This window comes from Colwellia sp. M166, from assembly GCF_024585285.1.
In the GTDB taxonomy this organism is placed as follows: Bacteria; Pseudomonadota; Gammaproteobacteria; order Enterobacterales; family Alteromonadaceae; genus Cognaticolwellia.
In genome coordinates this window covers 1,955,030-1,980,894 of sequence record NZ_CP040755.1, presented here as the reverse complement: position 1 = coordinate 1,980,894, position 25,865 = coordinate 1,955,030, and the positions used below count along the sequence as shown (strand labels likewise).

Annotated in this window: 20 protein-coding genes, 2 tRNA genes and 4 rRNA genes; 18 read left to right on the top strand and 8 right to left on the bottom strand. The window is 40.6% G+C overall.

Annotated features, from left to right (window positions below; translation table 11 throughout):
• Positions 1-24 precede the first annotated feature (24 nt).
• Positions 25-1,311, top strand: a complete 1,287-nt coding sequence (gene purD, locus FGD67_RS08985; protein WP_257174689.1) for a phosphoribosylamine--glycine ligase — start codon at positions 25-27, stop codon at positions 1,309-1,311.
• A gap of 69 nt (positions 1,312-1,380) precedes the next feature.
• On the opposite strand, the gene FGD67_RS08980 is transcribed toward purD, so the two are convergent.
• Positions 1,381-2,124, bottom strand: a complete 744-nt coding sequence (locus tag FGD67_RS08980; protein WP_257174688.1) for a hypothetical protein — start codon at positions 2,122-2,124, stop codon at positions 1,381-1,383.
• An 838-nt stretch (positions 2,125-2,962) separates the two neighbouring features.
• Between FGD67_RS08980 and FGD67_RS08975 the strand changes: the two genes are divergently transcribed.
• The 7 genes from FGD67_RS08975 to epmA all read left to right on the top strand — a co-directional run bounded on the left by FGD67_RS08975 (position 2,963) and on the right by epmA (position 10,115).
• Positions 2,963-4,507 (top strand): 16S ribosomal RNA (locus tag FGD67_RS08975).
• A 122-nt stretch (positions 4,508-4,629) separates the two neighbouring features.
• Positions 4,630-4,706, top strand: a tRNA-Ile gene (locus tag FGD67_RS08970).
• Between the two features lie 119 nt (positions 4,707-4,825).
• Positions 4,826-4,901, top strand: a tRNA-Ala gene (locus tag FGD67_RS08965).
• A gap of 526 nt (positions 4,902-5,427) precedes the next feature.
• Positions 5,428-8,325: ribosomal RNA gene (locus tag FGD67_RS08960) — 23S ribosomal RNA — on the top strand.
• A 309-nt stretch (positions 8,326-8,634) separates the two neighbouring features.
• A 5S ribosomal RNA gene (rrf, locus tag FGD67_RS08955) occupies positions 8,635-8,749 on the top strand.
• A gap of 97 nt (positions 8,750-8,846) precedes the next feature.
• A 5S ribosomal RNA gene (gene rrf, locus FGD67_RS08950) occupies positions 8,847-8,961 on the top strand.
• The 16S, 23S and 5S rRNA genes sit together here with 2 tRNA genes alongside, the layout of an rRNA operon.
• 176 nt (positions 8,962-9,137) lie before the next feature.
• The gene (gene epmA, locus FGD67_RS08945) at positions 9,138-10,115 is read left to right on the top strand and encodes an elongation factor P--(R)-beta-lysine ligase (RefSeq protein WP_257174687.1); all 978 of its coding nucleotides are present in this window, start codon (positions 9,138-9,140) and stop codon (positions 10,113-10,115) included.
• A gap of 12 nt (positions 10,116-10,127) precedes the next feature.
• On the opposite strand, the gene glnG is transcribed toward epmA, so the two are convergent.
• From glnG to glnA, 4 genes are all read right to left on the bottom strand, one after another.
• Positions 10,128-11,537 (bottom strand): nitrogen regulation protein NR(I), encoded by a 1,410-nt coding sequence (gene glnG / locus FGD67_RS08940; RefSeq protein WP_257174686.1) that lies wholly within the window; start codon positions 11,535-11,537, stop codon positions 10,128-10,130.
• Positions 11,534-12,622: a nitrogen regulation protein NR(II) gene (gene glnL, locus FGD67_RS08935; protein ID WP_257174685.1), complete on the bottom strand. Its 1,089-nt coding sequence runs from the start codon at positions 12,620-12,622 to the stop codon at positions 11,534-11,536. The genes glnG and glnL overlap by 4 nt, the downstream gene beginning before the upstream one ends.
• Positions 12,623-12,698: 76 nt before the next feature.
• Positions 12,699-13,226, bottom strand: a complete 528-nt coding sequence (locus tag FGD67_RS08930; RefSeq protein ID WP_257174684.1) for a DUF4124 domain-containing protein — start codon at positions 13,224-13,226, stop codon at positions 12,699-12,701.
• Positions 13,227-13,339: 113 nt separating this feature from the next.
• Positions 13,340-14,746 carry a glutamate--ammonia ligase gene (gene glnA / locus FGD67_RS08925; protein ID WP_257174683.1) on the bottom strand — a complete coding sequence of 469 codons (1,407 nt, stop codon included), beginning with the start codon at positions 14,744-14,746 and terminating at the stop codon, positions 13,340-13,342.
• Positions 14,747-15,090: 344 nt separating this feature from the next.
• Here glnA and typA point away from each other — a divergent pair, with 344 nt between their 5' ends.
• From typA to dtd, 6 genes are all read left to right on the top strand, one after another.
• Entirely contained in the window at positions 15,091-16,908 is a 1,818-nt protein-coding gene (typA, locus tag FGD67_RS08920) for a translational GTPase TypA (RefSeq protein WP_257174682.1), read from the top strand.
• A gap of 313 nt (positions 16,909-17,221) precedes the next feature.
• Positions 17,222-17,404, top strand: a complete 183-nt coding sequence (locus FGD67_RS08915; RefSeq protein WP_257174681.1) for a hypothetical protein — start codon at positions 17,222-17,224, stop codon at positions 17,402-17,404.
• A 33-nt stretch (positions 17,405-17,437) separates the two neighbouring features.
• Positions 17,438-17,602 (top strand): hypothetical protein, encoded by a 165-nt coding sequence (locus FGD67_RS08910; RefSeq protein ID WP_257174680.1) that lies wholly within the window; start codon positions 17,438-17,440, stop codon positions 17,600-17,602.
• 262 nt (positions 17,603-17,864) lie between these two features.
• Positions 17,865-18,743, top strand: a complete 879-nt coding sequence (locus FGD67_RS08905) for a virulence factor BrkB family protein (RefSeq protein ID WP_257174679.1) — start codon at positions 17,865-17,867, stop codon at positions 18,741-18,743.
• 84 nt (positions 18,744-18,827) lie between these two features.
• A complete protein-coding gene (gene pip, locus FGD67_RS08900) occupies positions 18,828-19,802 on the top strand; it encodes a prolyl aminopeptidase (RefSeq protein ID WP_257174678.1) in 975 nt (324 codons plus the stop codon).
• Complete coding sequence (dtd, locus tag FGD67_RS08895; RefSeq protein ID WP_257174677.1) at positions 19,803-20,240, top strand: D-aminoacyl-tRNA deacylase; 438 nt, start codon at positions 19,803-19,805, stop codon at positions 20,238-20,240.
• Positions 20,241-20,251: 11 nt separating this feature from the next.
• Here the strand turns inward: dtd and FGD67_RS08890 are convergent, their stop codons facing one another.
• The gene (locus tag FGD67_RS08890) at positions 20,252-21,019 is read right to left on the bottom strand and encodes a hypothetical protein (RefSeq protein ID WP_257174676.1); all 768 of its coding nucleotides are present in this window, start codon (positions 21,017-21,019) and stop codon (positions 20,252-20,254) included.
• Between the two features lie 70 nt (positions 21,020-21,089).
• On the opposite strand from FGD67_RS08890, the gene FGD67_RS08885 reads away from it, so the two are divergent.
• From FGD67_RS08885 to FGD67_RS08870, 4 genes are all read left to right on the top strand, one after another.
• On the top strand, positions 21,090-21,995 hold the full coding sequence (locus FGD67_RS08885) for a bifunctional GNAT family N-acetyltransferase/hotdog fold thioesterase (protein WP_257174675.1): 906 nt from the start codon (positions 21,090-21,092) through the stop codon (positions 21,993-21,995).
• A 109-nt stretch (positions 21,996-22,104) separates the two neighbouring features.
• On the top strand, positions 22,105-22,581 hold the full coding sequence (locus FGD67_RS08880; RefSeq protein WP_257174674.1) for a nuclear transport factor 2 family protein: 477 nt from the start codon (positions 22,105-22,107) through the stop codon (positions 22,579-22,581).
• A 45-nt stretch (positions 22,582-22,626) separates the two neighbouring features.
• Positions 22,627-23,478, top strand: coding sequence for an SDR family NAD(P)-dependent oxidoreductase (locus FGD67_RS08875; protein ID WP_257174673.1), 852 nt, complete (start codon positions 22,627-22,629; stop codon positions 23,476-23,478).
• Between the two features lie 94 nt (positions 23,479-23,572).
• Positions 23,573-23,896, top strand: a complete 324-nt coding sequence (locus FGD67_RS08870; protein WP_257174672.1) for a hypothetical protein — start codon at positions 23,573-23,575, stop codon at positions 23,894-23,896.
• A 79-nt stretch (positions 23,897-23,975) separates the two neighbouring features.
• Here the strand turns inward: FGD67_RS08870 and FGD67_RS08865 are convergent, their stop codons facing one another.
• Together FGD67_RS08865 and FGD67_RS08860 are read right to left on the bottom strand one after the other, a co-directional pair.
• Positions 23,976-24,911, bottom strand: a complete 936-nt coding sequence (locus FGD67_RS08865; RefSeq protein ID WP_257174671.1) for an SPFH domain-containing protein — start codon at positions 24,909-24,911, stop codon at positions 23,976-23,978.
• The gene (locus FGD67_RS08860) at positions 24,908-25,828 is read right to left on the bottom strand and encodes a stomatin-like protein (protein ID WP_257174670.1); all 921 of its coding nucleotides are present in this window, start codon (positions 25,826-25,828) and stop codon (positions 24,908-24,910) included. Before FGD67_RS08860 ends, FGD67_RS08865 begins: the two co-directional genes overlap by 4 nt.
• Positions 25,829-25,865: the final 37 nt, after the last annotated feature.

Here is a 25,865-nt window from a genome sequence, read left to right as displayed (position 1 = left end):
AAAAAATATTAGGAATTTAAGTAAATGAATGTTTTGGTAATTGGTGGTGGTGGCCGTGAACATGCTTTAGCATGGAAAGCAGCACAATCAGATGCAGTAACAAAAGTATTTGTAGCGCCGGGTAATGCAGGAACAGCAACAGAAGCTAAGCTCGAAAATGTTGCGCTTAATGTCAGCGATATATCAGCCTTGGTTAGTTTTGCTAAAAGTAATGAGGTGGCGTTAACTATTGTGGGCCCAGAGCAACCATTAGTTGATGGTGTTGTTGATGCTTTTCAAGCAGAAGGGCTGATGATTTTTGGTCCAAGCGCTAAAGCAGCACAACTTGAAGGTTCGAAATCATTTACTAAAGACTTCTTAGCAAGAAATAATATTCCTACCGGCGCTTATCAAAACTTTACCGAAATCGATCCTGCACTTGCTTATGTTCGTCAACAAGGTGCTCCAATTGTTGTTAAGGCTGACGGTCTTGCAGCAGGTAAAGGTGTTATTGTTGCGATGACACTTGAGGAAGCGGAAAACGCAATTAAAGATATGCTTGCTGGTAATGCTTTTGGTGATGCTGGTCATCGGGTAGTGATTGAAGAGTTCTTAGAAGGTGAAGAAGCTAGCTTTATTGTTATGGTTGATGGTAAAAATGTTTTAGCATTTGCTACTAGCCAAGATCATAAGCGTGCATATGATGGCGATCAAGGGCCGAACACCGGTGGCATGGGCGCGTATTCTCCAGCACCAGTAGTGACACCTGAAATTCATCAGCGTGCGATGAAAGAAGTTATTATGCCTACAGTTGAAGGCATGGCAAGAGAAGGTGCGCCATATACTGGATTTTTATATGCGGGTTTAATGATTGATAGTGATGGTACACCGAAAGTTATTGAATATAATTGTCGTTTTGGTGATCCTGAAACTCAACCGATCATGATGCGCTTAAATTCAGATTTAGTAGAGCTATGCATGATGGCATGTCGTGGTGAACTGGACCAAGCAACGATTGATTTTGATCCTCGTCCTGCAGTAGGTGTAGTTTTAGCAGCAGCTGGATATCCAGGTAACTATCCGAAAGGAGATGTTATTTCTGGACTTGATAAAAATCAAGCTGCAGACCGTAAAACATTCCATGCAGGTACAAGTGAAAAAGAGGGTGAGGTTGTAACCGCTGGTGGTCGAGTTTTATGTGCGACAGCCTTAGGTGATAATGTGACTCAAGCACAACAAGCTGCATATGAATTGTTGCAGCAAATATCTTGGCCGGGTGTTGAGTATCGTACCGATATTGCTTACCGTGCGATTAAGCGTGAACAAGTTTAAGCCTTGATAAAAAACTAAAAGCCCAGTATATGACTGGGCTTTTTTATACATATTAGAAATATAAATGTATTAATTATTTAGTTTAGCTAAGGTTTCTTTCTTTGCTCCACCGGCTATAGCCGCTGCAATTGCTGAGTCTCTATCAAATCCAGAGTCTATAGCAGCATTAACAATATCTGTGTTATGGCTATCAGTGCTTTTATTGACCGCAGTAGTGACTACTGAATCGGCTTGCCCAGGAAATAGACGCAATATACCTTTGACGATATTTGTCGCTTGTTCGGGGATAGCCGTTATAGCAGCAGTAAGAATATCTAATATTTTGCTTGGATGATTTGATACCGTATTGTTAACTATATTACTCGTATCATAAGGCTCTGTGCGTATTGCTACTCTAACAATGCTTTCGAGTTCACTCGGACTGTATTGGACTGCAGTATTAACAATCTCTTGGGCATAAGCAGGCTCTGCTTCAATAGCTATTTTTACTAATTCACTACTCGGAGCAACATTGGCCTTAATAGCATGTTCTATAACATCGCAAGCTAATACAGGTTCTGCCGATAGTGCACCAAGCATGATTTGGCGATATTTTTCTGGATAACGTTTTAGTGCTACGGCCATTACTACATCGACTTTCTCTGGATAACGAGAAAGAATTGAATGAACACTACTTTTAATACTTCTATGCTTTTTAACTTGTTGGTTTAATATTTTGGCAATTAAACGTTCTTGTTTATACTCGGCATAATCCTTTGCCATGGCTGCACTACTAATGCCAGCAAGCATTAACAAGATGATAAGTTTTTTCATTTGTTATGCTCTCTGTATCCATAGCATGGTGAAGCCCATACTATTTGTATTTTATTATTTTTATGTCCAAACCAATATAGAGTATAAATAATTTTATATCTCCTGTGTATTTGTACATGAAAATGAGATTTAATTTAAAATAACTAGATGGAAATAATCCCATATTCTTTTTGTTAGTCTGTTAAATGGGCGAATAGTTCAATTTAGAAGCAAACAGTTATATTTCTGCCATTTAATTGCATTTAGCTGTTGACGTGAAGCGAGAAATCTCTAGAATGCGCTCCAGTTCCAAGGGGTCACCCCAACGAGCTGTTTTAATAAGTTATCTCGTACGGTTCAGGCTGAATTGGTTAACTTAACGTTTTAAAGATTAGTTTTGAAAGGTTTAAAAACTTTAAAAATAAATTCAAATAAAACGTTGACATTAAAACTGAGTTGCGTAGAATGCGCATCTCGCTTCAGAAGCCCTTAGCGTCAAGCAAAGAGTGGTCTGCAGCAACGAAACAACTTACGGTATAGAGCGAATGAGATTCTGTATCGGTATCATCTTAGATGATACGTTCTTTAACAATTAGTTATCATGCAATTTGTGTGGACACTCACATTAACGTTGATTTTACATAGTTACCTATTTCTTCGGAAAGAACGTAACAAAAAAACAGCTTAATATGATGTCACACAAAAAATAAGTATCATTTAAACTTTCGGGTTTGAATATACGTTTTATGTAGTTACTTTCTTCTTTAGTCGGATAGGAAGTAACACGACAGAATTCATTGAGCAGATGTCTTTTCTTAGTTAACTTCGGTTCGTTAAGGTGAGCATCACAAACGATTTTTAATTGAAGAGTTTGATCATGGCTCAGATTGAACGCTGGCGGCAGGCTTAACACATGCAAGTCGAGCGGAAACGAGAATAGCTTGCTATTCGGCGTCGAGCGGCGGACGGGTGAGTAATGCTTGGGAATATGCCTTTGAGTGGGGGACAACAGTTGGAAACGACTGCTAATACCGCATAACGTCTACGGACCAAAGGGGGGGACGCTTCGGCACCTCTCGCTCATTGATTAGCCCAAGTGAGATTAGCTAGTTGGTAAGGTAATGGCTTACCAAGGCGACGATCTCTAGCTGGTTTGAGAGGATGATCAGCCACACTGGGACTGAGACACGGCCCAGACTCCTACGGGAGGCAGCAGTGGGGAATATTGCACAATGGGCGAAAGCCTGATGCAGCCATGCCGCGTGTGTGAAGAAGGCCTTCGGGTTGTAAAGCACTTTCAGCGAGGAGGAAAGGGTGTTGTTTAATACGCAACATCTGTGACGTTACTCGCAGAAGAAGCACCGGCTAACTTCGTGCCAGCAGCCGCGGTAATACGAGGGGTGCAAGCGTTAATCGGAATTACTGGGCGTAAAGCGTGCGTAGGTGGTTTGTTAAGCAAGATGTGAAAGCCCTGGGCTCAACCTGGGAACTGCATTTTGAACTGGCAAGCTAGAGTTTTGTAGAGGGTAGTGGAATTTCCAGTGTAGCGGTGAAATGCGTAGAGATTGGAAGGAACATCAGTGGCGAAGGCGGCTACCTGGACAAAGACTGACACTGAGGCACGAAAGCGTGGGGAGCAAACAGGATTAGATACCCTGGTAGTCCACGCCGTAAACGATGTCAACTAGCCGTCTGTGGTCTTGAACCGTGGGTGGCGTAGCTAACGCGCTAAGTTGACCGCCTGGGGAGTACGGCCGCAAGGTTAAAACTCAAATGAATTGACGGGGGCCCGCACAAGCGGTGGAGCATGTGGTTTAATTCGATGCAACGCGAAGAACCTTACCATCCCTTGACATCCAGAGAAGAGACTAGAGATAGACTTGTGCCTTCGGGAACTCTGTGACAGGTGCTGCATGGCTGTCGTCAGCTCGTGTTGTGAAATGTTGGGTTAAGTCCCGCAACGAGCGCAACCCCTATCCTTATTTGCCAGCGCGTAGTGGCGGGAACTCTAAGGAGACTGCCGGTGATAAACCGGAGGAAGGTGGGGACGACGTCAAGTCATCATGGCCCTTACGGGATGGGCTACACACGTGCTACAATGGCAAGTACAGAGGGCAGCAATACCGCGAGGTGGAGCGAATCCCACAAAGCTTGTCGTAGTCCGGATTGGAGTCTGCAACTCGACTCCATGAAGTCGGAATCGCTAGTAATCGTAGATCAGAATGCTACGGTGAATACGTTCCCGGGCCTTGTACACACCGCCCGTCACACCATGGGAGTGGGTTGCAAAAGAAGTGGCTAGTTTAACCCTTCGGGGAGGACGGTCACCACTTTGTGATTCATGACTGGGGTGAAGTCGTAACAAGGTAACCCTAGGGGAACCTGGGGTTGGATCACCTCCTTATCTTGAAGTAAAACAGCTTAATGAGTACTTCGGTACTACGAGTGTCTACACAAATTACATGATAACGAATTAGAAGAAGTCCAAACATGCTAGCTTCGGACGTAAATTCTTGAAAGAGAAATAGGTCTGTAGCTCAGCTGGTTAGAGCGCACCCCTGATAAGGGTGAGGTCGGCAGTTCAAGTCTGCCCAGACCTACCAATTTACGCTTTTTACGGCGTTGGTTCATCACTCGTGTAGAAAACCTACACTTCGCGATAAACCGCCTTGTAAAAAACGTAAATCTGAGTTTTGTTCTAGCTTAAAGATGTTTCCCATTTGGGGCTATAGCTCAGCTGGGAGAGCGCCTGCCTTGCACGCAGGAGGTCAGCAGTTCGATCCTGCTTAGCTCCACCACTTCTTCACTAAGAATTGAAAGACCAAACTTAAGTTATGCTTTGTTTAAGCTACTTTAAGTTTGGTTTTTAACCAAGTCACCACCGAATGCGTGTGAATGACAAGTTCTTTAACAATCTGGAAAGCTGATATAAATACCGGTATTTATATGATTTAAGGCGTGTCGCGCGTTCTTATTTATAATTATAAATACCAAGCTGTTATTAATGGGAATATCGCCTGTTAATAATGGTGATTACGGTTCCTCCTCGGAAACGTAATCAACCCGGTAGTAAATTTACTTTTACGAGTTGAATTTATTACCACTCTTATTCAAGACACACTTTGTGTGCGTGAAAATGTCAGACTTTACAATTAGTTCGGATTAGTCTCCGAACAATCCAATAGGAAATGTTTTAGCAATAAAATGATTTCGCAGGATTTTAGGTGTTAAACAAGACGCTTTGAACGATGTGTAGTTTACTACATGAGCGAAAAAGCAACGAAGGTTAACGCTTAAAAGACCAGAAACTACTTGGGGTTGTATGGTTAAGTGACTAAGCGTATGTGGTGGATGCCTTGGCAGTTAGAGGCGATGAAGGACGTGTTAATCTGCGAAAAGCTTTGGTGAGGTGATAAAAACCGTTATAGCCAAAGATGTCCGAATGGGGAAACCCACCCGTCGTAAGGCGGGTATCGTTAAGTGAATACATAGCTTAACGAGGCGAACCGGGAGAACTGAAACATCTAAGTACCCCGAGGAAAAGAAATCAACCGAGATTTCGTTAGTAGCGGCGAGCGAACGCGAATTAGCCCTTAAGTGGTTTGTAAGTTAGTGGAATCTACTGGAAAGTAGAGCGATACAGGGTGATAGCCCCGTACACGAAAATAAACTTATCATGAAATCGAGTAGGTCGGCACACGTGAAACGTTGACTGAACATGGGGGGACCATCCTCCAAGGCTAAATACTCCTAACTGACCGATAGTGAACCAGTACCGTGAGGGAAAGGCGAAAAGAACCCCTGTGAGGGGAGTGAAATAGAACCTGAAACCGCATACGTACAAGCAGTGAGAGCCGGATTTAGTCCGGTGATTGCGTACCTTTTGTATAATGGGTCAGCGACTTATATTCTGTAGCAAGGTTAACCGAATAGGGGAGCCGTAGCGAAAGCGAGTGTTAACTGCGCGTTTAGTTGCAGGGTATAGACCCGAAACCCGGCGATCTACCCATGGGCAGGTTGAAGGTTGAGTAACATCAACTGGAGGACCGAACACACGTATGTTGAAAAATGCGGTGATGACTTGTGGGTCGGAGTGAAAGGCTAATCAAGCCGGGAGATAGCTGGTTCTCCCCGAAATCTATTTAGGTAGAGCCTCGCACGAACACCATTGGGGGTAGAGCACTGTTAAGGCTAGGGGGTCATCCCGACTTACCAACCCTTTGCAAACTCCGAATACCAATGAGTGATATGCGGGAGACACACTACGGGTGCTAACGTCCGTTGTGAAGAGGGAAACAACCCAGACCGCCAGCTAAGGTCCCAAAGTACTAGTTAAGTGGGAAACGATGTGGAAAGGCATAGACAGCTAGGAGGTTGGCTTAGAAGCAGCCATCCTTTAAAGAAAGCGTAATAGCTCACTAGTCGAGTCGGTCTGCGCGGAAGATGTAACGGGGCTAAACTAGTCACCGAAGCTGCGGATTTGAACTTAGGTTCAAGTGGTAGGGGAGCGTTCTGTAAGCCGTTGAAGGTGAGTTGTAAAGCTTGCTGGAGGTATCAGAAGTGCGAATGCTGACATGAGTAACGATAAGGGGGAGTGAAAAACTCCCCCGCCGAAAGACCAAGGTTTCCTGTCCCATGTTAATCAGGGCAGGGTAAGTCGGCCCCTAAGGCGAGGCGGAAACGCGTAGTCGATGGGAAACAGATTAATATTTCTGTACTTCTATATATTGCGAAGGAGGGACGGAGTAGGCTAGGTGAGCACGGCGTTGGTAGTCCGTGTGAAAGTATGTAGGCGGTTATCTTAGGTAAATCCGGGATTTCATTTAAACGCTGAGATACGAGACGAGTCTCCAAGGAGATGAAGTCATTGATGCCATGCTTCCAGGAAAAGCTTCTAAGCTTCAGATATATAGGAACCGTACCCCAAACCGACACAGGTGGTTAGGTAGAGAATACTAAGGCGCTTGAGAGAACTCGGGTGAAGGAACTAGGCAAAATAGTACCGTAACTTCGGGAGAAGGTACGCTCTCTAATGTGAATGACTTGCTCAGTAAGCAATGGAGAGTCGAAGTAACCAGGTGGCTGGAACTGTTTATTAAAAACACAGCACTGTGCAAAATCGAAAGATGACGTATACGGTGTGACGCCTGCCCGGTGCCGGAAGGTTAATTGATTGGGTTAGTCCTCGGACGAAGCTCATGATCGAAGCCCCGGTAAACGGCGGCCGTAACTATAACGGTCCTAAGGTAGCGAAATTCCTTGTCGGGTAAGTTCCGACCTGCACGAATGGCGTAATCATGGCCACACTGTCTCCACCCGAGACTCAGTGAAATTGAAATTGCGGTTAAGATGCCGTATACCCGCGGCTAGACGGAAAGACCCCGTGAACCTTTACTATAGCTTGACAGTGAACATTGCTCCTACATGTGTAGGATAGGTGGGAGGCTTTGAAACCATGTCGCTAGATGTGGTGGAGCCAACCTTGAAATACCACCCTTGTATGCGTGATGTTCTAACCTAGGGCCCTTATCGGGCTTGGGGACACTGTCTGGTGGGTAGTTTGACTGGGGCGGTCTCCTCCTAAAGAGTAACGGAGGAGCACGAAGGTTGGCTAAGTACGGTCGGACATCGTACGGTTAGTGCAATGGCATAAGCCAGCTTAACTGCGAGACAGACACGTCGAGCAGGTACGAAAGTAGGTCATAGTGATCCGGTGGTTCTGTATGGAAGGGCCATCGCTCAACGGATAAAAAGGTACTCCGGGGATAACAGGCTGATACCGCCCAAGAGTTCATATCGACGGCGGTGTTTGGCACCTCGATGTCGGCTCATCACATCCTGGGGCTGAAGTCGGTCCCAAGGGTATGGCTGTTCGCCATTTAAAGTGGTACGCGAGCTGGGTTTAGAACGTCGTGAGACAGTTCGGTCCCTATCTGCCGTGGGCGTTTGAGAATTGAAGAGGGCTGCTCCTAGTACGAGAGGACCGGAGTGGACGAACCGCTGGTGTTCGGGTTGTTATGCCAATAGCATTGCCCGGTAGCTACGTTCGGAACTGATAACCGCTGAAAGCATCTAAGCGGGAAGCAGGCTTTGAGATGAGTTCTCACTGGAGCTTTAAGCTCCCTAAAGGGTCGTTGGAGACTACAACGTTGATAGGTTGGGTGTGGAAGTGCTGCGAGGCATTGAGCTAACCAATACTAATTACCCGTGAGGCTTAACCATACAACACCCAAGTGGTTTTGTTGTATGAAGTTTGACACAGTGTAGGAATACACACATCACGCATGACAATAGTGTGAATAAGAGATAGATAAGCTAACAGTTAAAAGCTGTCAGCTATCAGTAAAACGAGTATTTTTAACTCTTAACAGAGTTCAGCTTTCTAAGATTATTACTTGTTAATCATTTACGAAGGTAAGTGACGAATTGACAAAGCAGCAAATGAGCGAGAAACGAAGTTGAGTTTACTCAATGAGTATCAGAGCGATTGTAGCAATGGCGTCAATTTGGTAATTAACAAGAAAATTTTTGTCTAGCGACAATAGCGACATGGCCCCACCTGATCCCATTCCGAACTCAGAAGTGAAACGTGTTAGCGCCGATGGTAGTGTGGGAGTTCCCATGTGAGAGTAGGACATTGCTAGGCTTCTATTAAGAAAAACCCGTTACTGATGTAACGGGTTTTTTGCCTAAACCTTATGACTTAGCTAATTTATAAGTTAATTAATTCATAAAGTTTTTTGTCTGATGACAATAGCGACATGGTCCCACCTGATCCCATTCCGAACTCAGAAGTGAAACGTGTTAGCGCCGATGGTAGTGTGGGAGTTCCCATGTGAGAGTAGGACATTATCAGACTCCTATTAAAGAGCCCGTTACGAAAGTGACGGGCTTTTTGCTGCTTGGTTTAAATTCATTTACACTACCATGTGATTATTTAGCGTTAAAAATATATCTGTTGCATCACTTGAATATTATTTATTATTCACTCAATTGCTATTCTCTTTTTCGATAACCTATAGGCAAACTTATTTATGTCATGGCAACCTACGATGGATTGGCATTATGCCAAACAACGTGCGAACGTGTTAACTAAGATAAGATCGTTTTTTTTAACACGTAGTGTTGTTGAAGTTGAAACTCCCATATTTTCTCATTCAACGGTTACTGATGCACATTTAGATGCTTTTACTACTCAGTATCGTTTTTCAGAAGCTAGCCATTGTGATGAATCAGTCGCATTATATGCTCAAACATCACCTGAGTTTGCTATGAAACGTCTATTGGCAAGTGGTTATGGCTGTTGTTATCAGATTTGTAAAGCGTTCCGCCATGAGCAACATGGTCGTTATCACAATCCCGAGTTTTCTATTTTGGAGTGGTATCGGCTTGGCTTTGATCATTTCAGGCTAATGGATGAGCTTGCCGAATTGTTGAACTTAGTTCTTGGTTGTCAGCAAGTCGACCGAATTAGCTATCAAGCGCTTTTTATACGAGAAGTTGGAATTGATCCTTTAGTTACCTCGAAAGCTGAATTAATTTCACTTATAGCTAGCCATGATAAGTTGAGCGATTGGCTAGAGAGAGAAGAGGATGTCGATACTTTATTGCAATTTGTTATGGCAGAATTAATTGAACCTCGTATTGGCCAAGAGCTTCCGTGTTTTGTTTATCACTTTCCAGCGAGCCAAGCATCACTAGCAAAAATCAGTGTCAATGATCCTCGCGTCGCTGAACGTTTTGAGTGCTATTTTAAAGGTATTGAACTCGCAAACGGTTTTCACGAGTTGACTGATGCCGAACAGCAAAAATCACGCTTTGAGCAGGATAATGAAGCGCGCACTAAATTAGGTAAAATCGAACAAGACATTGATCAACATTTTATCTCGGCATTAGAGCGCGGCTTACCTGCATGTGCAGGTGTTGCACTGGGCGTTGACCGGCTCGTTATGCTTGCTTTATCGGTGAAGGAAATAGAGCAAATTATCACTTTTCCGATAGAAAATGCTTAGTAACGAATAAGGTTAATCTGGCATATTTAGTTCTTTTAGCTTTCTCGTTAAGGTGTTTCTACCCCAGCCTAAGCGTTTGGCTGCTTCCTGTTTGTGGCCTTGAGTATGTTTTAATGCGCTTTCTAGTAATACTTTCTCAAACTCAGGTAAAGCTTGTTCAATAATATTACTTTTGCCTAGTGCTAATTCATTGTCTACCCATGTTTTTAAGCTTTCCTGCCAACTATGTTGAGAATTGTTTGTCATAGTTACTGGTTTTTCGGTCAGTTCACTGGGTAAATCTGTTATCAGAATTTCTTTGCCGCTAGCCATCACGGTTAGAAAGCGACATATATTTTCTAGTTGCCTAACATTACCTGGCCATTCGCATTGTTCTAAATAGGCGAGAGTATTTTTGTGCAGTGTTTTTACTTCCACTGAAAGTTCATTTGCTGCTTGCTTTAAAAAGTGTTGTGCTAGTTGACTGATATCTTCTTTTCTTTCACTAAGACTCGGTATTTGAATTCTTATCACATTAAGACGATGGAATAAATCTTCACGAAATTCACCACTATTTACTCGCTCTTCTAAATTTTGATGAGTGGCTGCAATAATACGGACATCAACCTGAATTGGTGAATGTCCGCCAACTCGATAAAATTGACCGTCGGCAAGTACCCTAAGTAAGCGTGTTTGAATGTCTAATGGCATATCGCCAATTTCATCCAAGAACAAGGTGCCTTGGTGTGCTTGTTCAAAGCGTCCTTGTCGTACAGCGTTAGCACCAGTGAAGGCGCCTTTCTCATGACCAAATAACTCAGACTCAATTAAATCTTTCGGAATAGCAGCCATATTAAGTGGAATAAATGGTGCTGAAGAACGTGGGCTGTGCATATGTAGAGCATGGGCAACTAACTCTTTACCTGTACCCGATTCACCGTTAATTAAGACACTTATACTTGAGCGAGATAATCGTCCAATGGCTCTAAATACTTCCTGCATTGATGGTGCAGCGCCGATTATACCAACACTATCTACAGAGGGGACGTTAAGCTGTTTTTTGGATTTCAGTTCGTGAGCATGAGTTAAGGCTCTATTGGCGAGAGTGATGGCATCATCAATATCAAATGGTTTTGGTAAATACTCAAATGCGCCACCTTGGTAGGCATTGACAGCACTATCAAGATCTGAATGTGCTGTCATAATAATGACCGGTATATGAGCAAATTGATCATTGATTTGCGCTAAAAGCGTCATGCCATCTATATTAGGCATGCGAATATCTGAAATAATCACCTCAGGCTGATTATGCTCTAAAGCCGTTAGGAGATCTTCAGGGTTGTGAAATGTACCAACACTTATATTGGCATTTGATAAGGCTTTCTCTAACACCCATCTAATCGAACTATCATCGTCTACTATCCATACTTGCTCGGTGATCATTGGCTTTTCTCGCTGTCAAAAGGTAATAAAATAGTAAACTCCGTATGCCCAGGGCGACTTTTACAGGATAATTTTCCGTTGTGTTGATGAACTATGGTTTGGCAAATAGAAAGGCCTAAGCCTGTTCCAGAGGCTCTACCAGAAACCATAGGATAAAATAATGTACTTTGTATATGTTCAGGAATACCAGGGCCATTGTCGATTATGCTGATTTCGGCACAAAGCTTGATACGTTTGCCATTAATGGTTTTATTGCTAGCCGCACGAGTTCTTAAAGTTATTTTGTTTTCATCATCTAGTGCTTGAATGGCATTATTGACAATATTGATAATGGTTTGTTGTAACTTGTCTTGATCAAAAGTTAACTCGGGTATGGACGGATCATAATCACGAGCTAGCGTAATGTTTTTTGGATTATCAAATTGTGTTAACTGAAAAACTTTTTCGATGATGGCATGAATATTTTGTAACTTCATTACCGGTAAATGATTAGGTCCTAACAAGCGATCAACAAGGTTTGTCAGTCTATCTGCTTGTTCTATGATCATCGCGGTATATTCTTTTTGTTCGAGGTTTAGCTCCAAATCTAATAATTGTGCCGCTCCGCGAAGTCCTCCAAGCGGATTTTTAATTTCGTGTGCTAAGCCACGAATAAGATCTCGTGCTGATTCCCATTGTTGCTGTTGAAATGCTTCCGCACTGATCTGCTTTTGTTGATCAATTTGTTTAAATTCTAATAAAATATGTGGGCACTGTTCAAACATAACCGAAGAGGCCGTGATTTCAACGGTGATTTGTTGATGATCAAAAAACTCAATAGTGACATCACTATCACTAAACTCTTGGCCTGTGGTTAGTAGCTGTCGTAAACGATTATTGTTAATTGGTGTGTTATAAAATACTTGATCAATGGGTAGGCGATAAAGTTTACTTAAACTTTTAACTAATAATGCCTCAGCCGCTGGATTGACATAACAAATGGCGAGATCATGATCTAACACCACGACAGCTGTTACCATTTGATTTGGCAGTGCTTGCTGATAGTGTAATTTTATTTTTTTTAAATTTACCACGTTACTAGACATTACTTTCCTCTGCACTAAATTGGTGCGTTAAGTAACGAGTGTAAATAAAAATGGTGCAATATGCACTGAAATCAGACTAGTTTGCCTTGTTAACAGAAGTTCTATGCATATAAAACGTTACTGAAGAAGATGTTGCAATAACCTTGCCTTTATCATCAAGTAAGGACATTTTTATTTGATGCTCTCCCCGATCTATATTTCTCAGGACAAACATTGAGTGTGTTTGTGGTTTTTCGTAGGCGCTGTTATCTAAATATAATTGAATTTTCAGACCACGCTTGAAGATGGGCTTTATCCGCGCCGAAACATAAACTGAGCCGGTGTTATCTCTTACTGTCGCATTGTTTTTAGGTTGGAAAATATCGACTTGGTAACTGTTGTTTATGACTTTAGGTTTTATATCTAAAATAGAGGTATCAATTGAGGATTTTATTGTATTCGGCTCTTTTACATCGACCTCTTCCGCACCGGGTTGAGGGCTATCTGAAAAAACTAGCACGCCTTGCTCATTGCGCCAGACATAAATTTTAGCAGAGCCAGCAAACACAGAAAAAGCTTGTGTGAGCAATATAAACAAAATGCAAAAGCGTACTGTGTTAATCAAAAGTAATATCCTAGTTCCATAGGTCTACTGTTAATCTATCCAAATAACGTTGAATGTGCCACAAAAAAAGCTCACCGAAGTGAGCTTATTTAATATCTATCTATTTGAATTATCTACACGCTGTAGTACATATCAAATTCAACAGGGTGAGTAGTTTGGTTTAATAACTCAACTTCTTTGCGCTTTATATCAATGTAAGCATTGATCATATCTTTGTCCATGACTCCACCTTCAAGAAGGAAATCCATGTCGCTTTCTAGAGAATCTAGTGCATCTTCTAAAGACGTTGCAACTTGTGGAATCGCAGCAGCTTCTTCAGCCGGTAGATCATAAAGATCTTTATCCATAGCATCGCCAGGATGAATTTTATTTTTAATACCATCAAGACCAGCCATTAATAATGCTGAAAATGCTAAGTAAGGGTTCGCTGCTGGATCAGGGAAGCGAGCTTCGATACGCATTGCTTTTGGTGATGGTACAATTGGAATACGAATAGATGCTGAGCGGTTACGTGCAGAATATGCAAGCATTACTGGCGCTTCAAAATGTGGCACCAAACGCTTATAAGAGTTTGTTGAAGGGTTAGTGAAAGCATTCAATGCTTTTGCGTGCTTGATAATGCCACCAATATAGAAAAGTGCCATCTCAGATAAACCGCCGTACTTGTCACCAGCAAATAAGTTTACGCCATCTTTAGCAAGTGATTGATGAACATGCATACCTGAGCCGTTATCACCAACTAATGGTTTAGGCATAAAGGTTGCTGTCTTACCGTAAGCATGTGCAACATTGTGGACAACATACTTGTAGATTTGCACTTCATCGGCTTTTAATACCATGGTATTAAAACGACAAGCTATTTCGTTTTGACCTGCTGTAGCCACTTCATGATGATGTGCTTCAACGACTAGACCCATTTCTTCCATTACTAAACACATAGCAGAACGTAAATCTTGTGATGAATCTACTGGTGATGTAGGGAAGTAACCACCTTTCACACCAGGACGATGTCCCATATTACCTTCTTCGTATTCTGTACCAGAATTCCAAGCGGCTTCTTTATCATCGATCTTATAGAAAGAACCACTCATATCTGTGTGGAAACGAACGTCATCAAACACGAAAAATTCTGGTTCAGGGCCAATCAATACTGAGTCAGCGATACCAGTGCTACGCATATAGTCTTCAGCACGCTTTGCCACTGAACGAGGATCACGGCTATAACCTTGCATTGTAGCAGGTTCAAGAATGTCACAACGAATATTTAATGTTACTGCTTCAGTGAAAGGGTCAAGTACTGCTGATTCTGCCACTGGCATCATTACCATGTCAGATTCATTAATACCTTTCCATCCTTCAATTGAAGAACCATCAAACATTTTACCGTCTTCAAAAAAATCTTCAGTTACTTGATGATGAGGAATTGAAACGTGTTGCTCTTTACCTTTTGAATCAGTAAAACGTAGGTCAACAAATTTGACGTCATGCTCTTTAATTAAATCTAAAACTGCATTTGACATTGAAAGTCTCCGTTGTAGTTAGTTCTTTAAATTTTCAAAAAATTAATTTTGTTTGCATCTGCTTAAGCTAATAATGTGCCAAAGCTAAAGTCATTGAAATATAAGGTTTTAATGTTTTTACTTTTATTGGTCTGCACTATTTTCGTGCGTTGAGCGCTACATTGTGGTGCGCGTGCTCTAATTTGACCATCAGCAGTATATCAACTGAGAATATTTTTGTTGGTTATATTTCGCTTGGTAGTGTATTTGTTATCACTCATGCTGTATAATCCGCGCCCAATTGTAGCCCTATAACGTTAATATGCTTATGTAGCAATAAACGATAGTAACAGCGAGTAACGCCTGTGTTAGATAAATTAAGAAATGTGGCAATTATTGCTCACGTTGACCACGGAAAAACCACTTTAGTCGATAAATTGTTAGAACAGTCAGGTACGCTAGACGCCCGTGGCGGTTTAGAAGAACGTACGATGGATTCAAATGATATCGAAAAAGAACGTGGTATCACAATCTTAGCTAAAAACACGGCTATTAACTGGAACGGCTACCGTGTAAACATTGTAGATACTCCTGGCCATGCTGATTTTGGTGGTGAAGTCGAGCGTGTAATGTCAATGGTAGATTCAGTACTACTTATTGTTGATGCTCAAGAAGGCCCAATGCCACAAACGCGTTTCGTAACGAAAAAAGCGTTTGCTCAAGGTTTAAAGCCAATTGTTGTTATTAACAAAGTTGATAAGCCTGGCTCTCGACCTGATTGGGTTATGGACCAAGTTTTTGAATTGTTTGATAACTTAGGTGCTACTGATGAACAACTTGATTTTAAAGTAGTTTACGCTTCAGCAATCAATGGTTGGGCTACGCTTGAAGAAGGCGAAACTGGCACAGATATGACGCCTTTGTTCGATACTATTCTTAAAGAAGTACCAGCACCTGTTGCAGATCCTGATGCGCCTTTCCAAATGCAAATCTCTCAACTTGATTACAGCTCATACTTGGGTGTTATCGGTGTTGGTCGTATTACGCGTGGTTCTGTTAAGCCAAACCAACAAGTGACTATTAAATTAGCAAACGGTGGCGTACACAATGCTAAAGTAGGTAAAGTGTTTGGTTACTTAGGTTTAGAGCGTCATGATATCGAAGAAGGTTTTGCAGGTGATATCATTGCAATTACTGGTTTAGGCGAGTTAAAAATATCTGATACAGTTTGTTGTCCTACTGATGTTGTCGGTTTACCGGCATTATCTGTTGATGAACCAACAATCAACATGACTTTCCAAGTAAACACTTCACCATTTTGTGGTAAAGAAGGTAAGTATGTTACTTCACGTAACATCAAAGACCGTTTGGACAAAGAGCTAATTCATAACGTTGCTTTACGTGTTGAACAATTAGAAGATGCTGATAAATTTAAAGTATCAGGCCGTGGTGAACTTCACTTAGGTATCTTGATTGAAAACATGCGTCGTGAAGGTTTTGAGCTAGCTGTATCACGTCCAGAAGTTATTATTCGTGAAGTAAATGGCGAGTTACAAGAACCTTATGAAACAGTAACCATTGATGTTGAAGAACAGCATCAAGGACCTATTATGGAAAAAATGGGTGTTCGTAAAGCAGAACTAACTGATATGGCACCGGACGGTACTGGTCGTATCCGTATGGATTTCATCATGCCAAGCCGTGGCTTAATTGGTTTCCAAACTGAATTCATGACATTAACGTCAGGTTCTGGTTTGATTTACCATACATTCTTTGAATACGGACCTCACAAGGGTGGCGAAATTGGCCAACGTAAAAATGGTGTAATGATCGCTAATGCAACAGGTAAAGCATTAACTAACGCAATCTTTAACTTACAATCTCGCGGTCGTATGTTAATTGGTCACGGTGTTGATATTTATGAAGGTCAAGTTATTGGTATTCATAGCCGTGATAACGATTTAACGGTAAATGCCCTTAAAGGTAAGCAGTTAACAAACGTTCGTTCATCAGGTACTGATGAAGCGCAAACGTTAACGCCGCCGATCATTATGTCTTTAGAACAAGCATTAGAGTTTATTGATAATGATGAGTTAGTTGAAGTAACACCAGAAAGTATCCGTATACGTAAGAAATTCTTGAAAGAGAATGACCGCAAACGTGAAGGTCGTGGTGTTAAGTAAGCCATAGTCAGCCGTTTATTAGAGAACCATTCGAAGCAATTCGAATGGTTTTTTTTTGTCTTTATGACAACACAGAGCTTGTTTATGTAAGACATATCTGAAACTGCCGTTAACCCACTTCATTCCACTGCTTTTAATTTTATATTTAGCATATAAAAATCATGAAGTTATAATTTTTATATGCGTAGTGCTTTCGTTAGACAAAATTATATTCACTGATTGTATTTCTTCTACCTTTTAGAACGTTTATTAACTGCTATATTTAAGTTTGTAAACTGTTCGAAATAGTATGAATATTAATAGGGTGATGAGCATGGAACCGAACAAACTAGCTAGACTAAGTTGTCTATTTGAGAAAGCAGTTGACAATAATGCTCAATTTTTAGAAAAACGCGAATTAGATGAGTTGTATGATGAGTTTATCAATGATGGTCGCGATATGATGAAAAGCAAAATGGTGGTTTTTCCTCTAGAAATAAAGCGTTCAGCAAGTTAAGAGTTAACGATACAAGAAAAAGGAAATTTCTTAATGTCTGCAGAGCAATTAGAAAAATTACAGCAGCTAAATCAATTATTTGCACAGGGTGCTGCTGGGCCTAAGCAAGTGAAGCAATTGTCGGCTCTTTTGGCGGAAATTAATCAGTTAGCAAATTGGTCGGAAGAAAATATTCAACAAGCTTTTTCCTCATACTAACCCCCACTACTATTATCGCCATTACTATCCACTTTTAGCAAACTGAGATGCCTTCGTTATATTGCTTAGTTGACTGATTTTATTAAAAGTTTCTTTATGTTACCCTACTTTACACATCGTCAAATAGATTTCATTATTACGTAGCTATAACGCTTATTACTTTAAGTATAAGTAGCTGAAACATAGTGTTATTGATATTGTCACTACCGTTATTTTAGCTATTGCCTTACTATTAAGGTAATAGTGTTAATTAGTAATTTATATGCATCCGAAATTAGAAAAAGTAAAGCAACACCCTTATATTGAGGCCGTTATAGGCTTTTTATCATTGTTTTTAAGCAATTTTAACAAAGAGCGTATTCATGTTACTGCCGGCTATTTATCTTATGTGACCTTGATGTCATTAGTGCCGCTAATGGTAGTTATGTTATCTGTTATGACTGCTTTTCCAATTTTTTCTGAAATTCGAGAACTGATAGAAAACTTTGTTTATCAAAACTTCGTTCCAGCCTCTGGCGACGTGGTGCAAGAGCATATTACCGGTTTTGTCAGTAATGCTTCTAAAATGTCTGCTGTCGCGATCACGGCATTATTTATTTTTGCCATGATGCTTATTTCTGCTATTGATAAATGTTTAAATAAATTATGGCGAGTTGATGAAAAGCGAAGAGTGATTACGTCATTTTCAATGTATTGGATGGTGTTGACACTGGGGCCGGTATTGGTTGGTAGTAGTTTAGTGATGAGCTCTTACATTCTTTCTTTAGTGTCGTTAGGTGATTATGATCTATTAGGGCTAACAAATATATTTGTTAGAGCGTTGCCATTATTTGCCTCAGTAGCGGCTTTCTTTATTTTATATATGGTGGTGCCTAATAAAGTGGTGCCAGTTAAGTTTGCTCTTGCAGGGGCTACATTGGCGGCGATTTTATTTGAAATAGCCAAAAAAGCTTTTGCAGTTTATGTTACCCAACAGCTCTCCTATCAAGCCATTTATGGTGCACTGTCGAGTATTCCTATTTTGTTTTTGTGGGTATATTTGAGTTGGCTTGTGGTACTTGTTGGCGCTTTATTTACTGTGTCACTAGAGGACTTTGATACGAAAAATAAGCTAGCGAGCTCAAAGAAAAATATTGATTAAGATATCTTTTACTCTCATGGTTTAACATCGCTATTCAATAGTTAAGCAGCTAAACTGATTAGGTTTTCTTTAAAGGTGGGCTTTATGTCTAGAGTACTTTTTCCGAATATTGCTGCTTATCAACAAGAATGGCTTGATGTTGGCGATGGCCATCAACTCTATCTTGAGCAGTCAGGTAACCCCGATGGTATTGCTGTGGTTTATCTACATGGTGGGCCTGGTGGTGGTTCATCTAAAAATTATCGACGATATTTTGATCCTGAAAAGTATCGAATCATTTTATTTGACCAACGGGGTTGTGGTCGCTCTAAACCTTCTCCTAGCCTGAGCCATAATACGACAAGTCATTTAATCAGTGATATAGAAACCATTCGTAAACATTTACATATATCGCAATGGCTAGTTACTGGCGGCTCTTGGGGCACAACCTTAGCCTTACTTTATGGAATAAAGTATCCAGAGCGCGTATTAGCTTTTATTTTACGAGGAATTTTTCTCGGTACCACGGCTGAATATGACTGGCTATATACCCAGAGTGGAGCGGCGGGCTTTTTTCCGGAATACTATCGTGAGTTTATCGAACAACGTCCTGACATAAAATCCGCTAGCATATTACAGGGCTATTACGATTTATTGACGGGTAATAATGAAATTGCTGCTATTGCTGCCAGTAAGGCTTGGTGTTTATGGGAGCTTAGGTTATCGACAATAGAGCATCATCATATTGAACCTCATCATATAACGGATGCCCATCAAGCGTTATGCATGGCAAAAGTATCGAGCCATTATTTTGTTAATAAATGCTTTGTTGCTGAAGACTTTATTTTAACGGCTATTGAAAAAATAAAAACAATACCTGCGATTATTTTACATGGCCGCTATGACATGGTGTGTCAAATGCGCCATGCCGATAAATTAGTACAAGCATGGCCAAATGCCCAATTGCAGATATTACCTAAAGCGGGACATGGCGGCTTTGAAACACAAACTATTGATGGCTTTTGCAAAGCAGCAGATACTATGGCCAATTTTATTGCAGAACAAGGTAGTAAAAAGTAGATGATCGCATTATTGCAAAGGGTGTTAGAAGCGAGAGTCAGTGTTGATAATAAAATCGTTGGCGAGATCGAGCACGGCTTACTGGTATTATTAGCCATTGAACCAGAGGATACTGAAGCAAAAGCTAAACGTTTAGCTGAACGGGTGGCTGGCTATCGAATTTTTTCCGATGAAAATGACAAAATGAATTTAAACGTTAAGCAAGTCCACGGTGAGATACTAGTCGTTTCGCAGTTTACCCTTGCTGCTAACACGGCTAAAGGATTACGACCAAGCTTTACTAGCGCGGCATCGCCAAAAATGAGTGACACGTTATATCAGTGTTTTTGTCACCATTTGCGATCGCAAGGCTTTGCTGTGCCAACCGGTATATTTGGTGCTGATATGCAAGTCAGGTTGCTCAATGATGGCCCAGTGACAATTAATTTACAGGGCTAATATACGCCAAATTATGTGCTGGTATGGTGAGTAAAATACTGTTGCCAGCGACGATATTGCCACAAAGGTAGGTAAGTCGTTTTAGAGCGTTTTCTCAGCTTAGCTATCGGCCAGTGATTAGGGAGTAGATGTATCACAATATTAAGGTAGCGTGGAATATGAAAATAGATGATTTGATGCGAACTTTGTAATTGTTTTAATATTGTTAAACAGAGGTTTACTTCATGATCGTCAAGATCAGGTAGATTGATCGTTAAACAGGCATCATCTGTTAAGTTATCTATTAGTGCGGTTAACAGTTTTACTCGGTTCTGAAAGCTATCAGCATGATGTTGATATACATCACAAATTAACCAATCTGCCGGTTGGTAATTACTGTTCTCATTCTCCTGTAACCATGTCAGTGCCGCTTTATTTTCAATGCTAATGTTATGCCGTAACGGATTAAAAAACTGCTTAAAACAATGGATAACTTGGCTAGAAAGTTCCACGCTAAGCACATCAATATTTGAATCTAATGTGTTTAGAAATCGACTAATGTTACCACCGCCCAAGCCTAATTCGACTACCTTTTTAGCTTTAAAAAATAGCAACGGCATAAGTACCGCATATTGATGCGGTAACGTTAACTTTTCAGGTTGACGTAAATGCATGACGCTTTGAATAACATCATCAAACATTAGCCATCGATAATGCATATTTTCACTAATGGATATTTGGTCTGCATCATTACTAAGGTACACTAGGTGGCCTTGATCAACATGTTTAGTTAATTTCACGTGTATGTAAATTCCTAAAATGAAAAGCAGCTAAGCAATTATTTATTTCCTTTGCAAATAAGAATAGACAATGTATCGATGTAGAGCACCCAAAAATCAGGCCGAGTTAGATGCTTATTATCAATTGCGCTGGCAAGTGCTACGTAGCCCTTGGCAGCAACCTAAAGGCAGTGAACAAGATGAACTAGAGTCGCAATCATATCATCGCGTGATCTTGGATGATATGGATAATGTCATTGGTGTAGGTCGCTTACATAAAAGTGAGCAACATAAAGCACAAGTGCGTTATATGGCTATTGCTGAAACAGCAAAAGGTCAAGGGTTAGGTAAATTATTACTGACCGAGTTAGAAAGTATTGCCAGGCAAGTTGGGGTGGATAGCATAGAACTTAATGCCAGAGAAAGCGCTATTGGCTTTTACCTACAACTTGGCTATCAGGATCAAGGTTTTTCGCATCTTCTCTATGAAAAGATAGCCCATACTAAAATGAGCAAGCATCTTGGTTATTCGAGTGAGCATTTAATTGAAAAATCCCAAGTGTTACAAACACTATGGCATCAAACTATTCCATTAAGCCAAGCGATGAATATTAATATCTGCTATTTTGATCAGCAGAAATTAGTGACTAATTGTGAGCCAGCATTTAATAAAAATTTACATCATACAATGTTTGCTGGCAGTATTTATACCTTGGCAACATTAACGGGTTGGGCGTGGGTTTATTTTGCCTTACAAACCTATCAACAACAGGCTGATATTGTTTTAGCTGAAGGTAGTATTCGCTACTTAGCACCGCTGGCAGGTGTCGCGCATGCACAAACTTGTCAGGCCTTAGTTACCGGTAATGGTGATGCACTGAGCTTAGGTAAAAATGCACGCTTTACCATCGAGGTACAAGTTTGTTGTGGCGATAAAACCGTAGCGTTATTTACCGGCGCTTATGTAGCGGTTCTAAAAAGACAGACACTAACTTAAGAGGGGTAAAGTAACCCTCTGATAAAACTGTTTTAAATCGAATTATTTTTGCTTATTGAATCCATTGCTCAAATAGCGTTTTTCACTTTCAGGTAAGGAGTTAGTTGATATGTATAAAGTTATTTTGAGTTTATTATTGTTGAGCTTTTTTAGCTCGGCAAATGAAGATATTGAGCTATTATTAAATAAATTTCACCGAGCTGCAGCAGAAGCTAATTACGAGCAATATATTGATTTATTGGCAGACAATGCGGTTTATCTCGGTACGGATAGTGGCGAACGATGGAATAAAGCTGAATTCTCAGCTTTTGTTAAGCCTTATTTTAGTCAAGGAAAAGGTTGGTTATATCAACCAATTGAACGCCATATTAGTGTTGCTCAAGTTAACGAGATTGTTTTTTTCGATGAACTATTATTCAACAAAAACTATGGTCGCTGTCGCGGCAGTGGTTTATTGGTTAATACCGAGCATGGCTGGAAGATACTCCAGTATAACTTGTCAATTCCTATCCCAAATGCCATTGCTGGTGACGTAGTTGAAGTGATTAAAGATTTTCGTACAGATAAAGCTAAAAGTGCGGGTTAGTCGATTGTTAAAAATGATGAACAATTTTTGGGAGATGTTGCGTTTATGAGCGTTAGTATTATAGGGTGTGGTTGGTTAGGGCAGGCGCTAGCAACGGTTTTGTTAGCGGAAAAGGTTCCGGTACTTGCAAGTTACCAATCTCAGGCAACATTAGAAAAGCTTAATAGTTTAAATATACCTGCTACGCAGTTAATATTACCTATTGCTGCAGATATAAATGCTATAGCAAGTGGTAGTAACACTGTAAATGTTGATCAGGCGTTATTTGAAAATGACGTGCTAATTATTGCCATTCCACCACAATTAAAAAAAGGTAAATTAGATTACCCGCTAAAAATTAAGCAATTAGTGAAATTAGCGGAGCAGGGAAAAACTCAACATATCATTTTATTAAATTCTACGGCTATTTATAATGGCTTAGTGGGAGCTATTAATGAAAATAGCAGCCTAGATAGTAGCGCTGCAAAGGTTGAAACACTATTAGCTGCTGAGCAAGCAGTAAAGGAATTCTCTAAGCAAGTACATATTTTACGCTTGGCTGGTTTAGTTGGACCAAACCGTCATCCTGGTAAGTTTTTACAATCAGGCCGTGTTTTTACTCATGCCAGCGCACAAGTAAATTTAGTGCATCAAGCTGACGTAGTTAATATCATTAAGCTATTAATTAAAGATACCCATCATCAACCCCCAGTCGTTTATAATGTGGTCAGCCATACTAAGATTAACCGTAAAGGTTATTATCAAGCGGCAGCAAAAGCTTTAGACTTATCTGTGCCTTGTTTTGAACCAGAGCAAGATGAGCAGGCGAGTAAACAGGTTATCGGTGACAAGCTTTGCACAGAGTTACAATATCGCTATGTTTATGATGATTTATTACACTGGGCAGTAACCTTGTAATCAGTTGAATTTTAACCTTTGTGATAGTCAGAATATCGGCAATAAAGAGCAAACTATTCAGTCAGAGTGAAGTAATAATTAAGGTAAGTATTTTATGGCGAATAATGTTATTACGAAAACATTAAAAGTGATTTATCAGTACAAAATACTATTGATGTTTTTTGTTTTATGGGCGCATGTTTCGCTGTTAAATTTATTTTTTGTTAATTACCGTGGCCCGGTTTTTCTTTGGCAAGAAAATAGTGAACTGCTCACTATCCAAGTACATTTTTTTATCGCGTTATTAACCACATTTTTTTATTTAACCGTGAGTAAATTGAGGCAATTAAAGGGTACTAAAAAGTTCATCATAGCCGATAAAACTTGGTTGCTTTTGTCATTAGTTTTAGTATTGAGTATTGGTTTTTTATTACTATAAGATAAGCCGACATAATCGTCGGCTTATTCATTTATGTGCTAGCGTTGATAATAAATCATATTACTAAGCTGAGCGCAGGCTATTTATGATGAATGCCGGCAGTTGCTAACCATTGCTTAAAATCAAGCAAGTTGGCAGGCAATATTACCTTAGTTGATTGCTGACTTAAGCCTTTCATTTGTTGTAAGTATTGTTCGCTTAATTGCATATCTAATGCCTGTTGGCCACCGGGTTGTTCTATGGCTGCTGCCAACTTACTGATGGAATCGCCAGTTGCTTGAGCAATGGCTAATATTTCAGCTGCTTTACCTTCTGCTGAGTTGATTCTGCGTTGTTTTTCACCTTCAGATAAATTAATTAACTCCGTCATCTGACCCTCTGAGCGATTAATGCGACTGGCTTTATCACCTAAGCTTTTTGCTAAAATAGCACGACGTTCACGTTCGGCATTAACTTGCATCTCCATAGCATTGCGCACTGTGACCGGTGGCGTAATATTTTTAATTTCATAGCGGTGAACTCTTATCCCCCAGCTTTCTCCTGCTTTATCAAGCACCTCAACCACTTTTGCACTGATAATATCACGCTCTTCAAAAGTTCTATCTAGTTCAAGCGTACCAATGACTGAACGGGTGGTGGTTTGAGCAAGTTGCATGGCGGCAAAGCGATAGTCAGTTATGCCATAACTTGCTTTTACTGCGTCAATAACTTGGATGTAAATAACGCCATCCACTTCAACATTAACTTCATCTTTTGAAAAACACTCTTGCGGTGGTACTTCTATGGTTTCTTCTTTTAAGTCTTGAATAAATGCTACTCGGTCAATAAACGGTAACAGCAAATGAAAGCCGGCATCTAGAGTACAGCGATACTTACCTAAACGTTCAACGACATAGGCTGATTTGGTAGGGACCAAACAAATAGCTTGGAAGAACTTAAAGGCTAGGAATAAGAATATAAATGCCCAAATGGCTAATACGGCTAAATCAATGGTATTTGCATCAATCGCTATCATGATTTTGCTCCTTGAATATTTTGCGTTACTTTTTCCATGCCTTGGAAAAAACCTTCTAATTTTGCCACTTCGCTTGGCATGATAGAAACATCTGCGGTTTTAAGAATATTGCCTGTTTGCGAAATAAATTGTTCTAATAAACGCATTTTAATCGCTTGATCACCACTTGGTAACGCTGCTGCTTTGGCAATTAAATTAATACCTTCAGCGGAGGCTTGAGTAAGAATAGCTATTTCTTGTGCGCGGCCATGAGCCTCATTAATTTGTTTTTGTTTATCACCTTCAGACAGGTTGATCGCTTCTTGGCGTTGGCCTTCTGACAGGTTGATGGTCGATTCTTTTTCTGCTTCTGCTAAGGTAATTTCAGCACGTTTTTGTCGCTCAGCCTCCATTTGCTTTTCAAGCGTATGGATAACATTATCTGATGGCGTAATATTGCGTACTTCGTAGCGTAATACTTTAATACCCCAAGGATCAGAAGCTTTATCAATCTCGCTGACGATGGTTTCGTTTAAGGTATCTCGCTCGGAAAATGTTTGGCTTAAATTTAACTTACCTATTTCAGAGCGCATGGTGGTTTGTGCTAAGTTAATGCTGGCACGGCGGTAATCTTCGATACCATAACTGGCCTTTTCACCGTCCATTACTTGGATATAAACCAAGCCATCAACGCTAATTTGAATGTTATCACGAGAAATACAACTCTGTGCTGGTATATCAAGTACCTGCTCTCGGGTTTCATGGCGATAGGCGACGCGATCGATAAAGGGAATTAAGAAATGTAATCCAGGTTGGAGTACAGCACGAAACTTCCCTAGGCGCTCTATCACGCAAACTTCTTTCATTTGTACTACAAGTACTAGCTTTACGACGATGAAGAGCAATGCTAGAAAAGCAAAGGTAACAGTAGCTAACATAGGTATTCTCCTACTAAATGTTAAGGTATTTAAATGG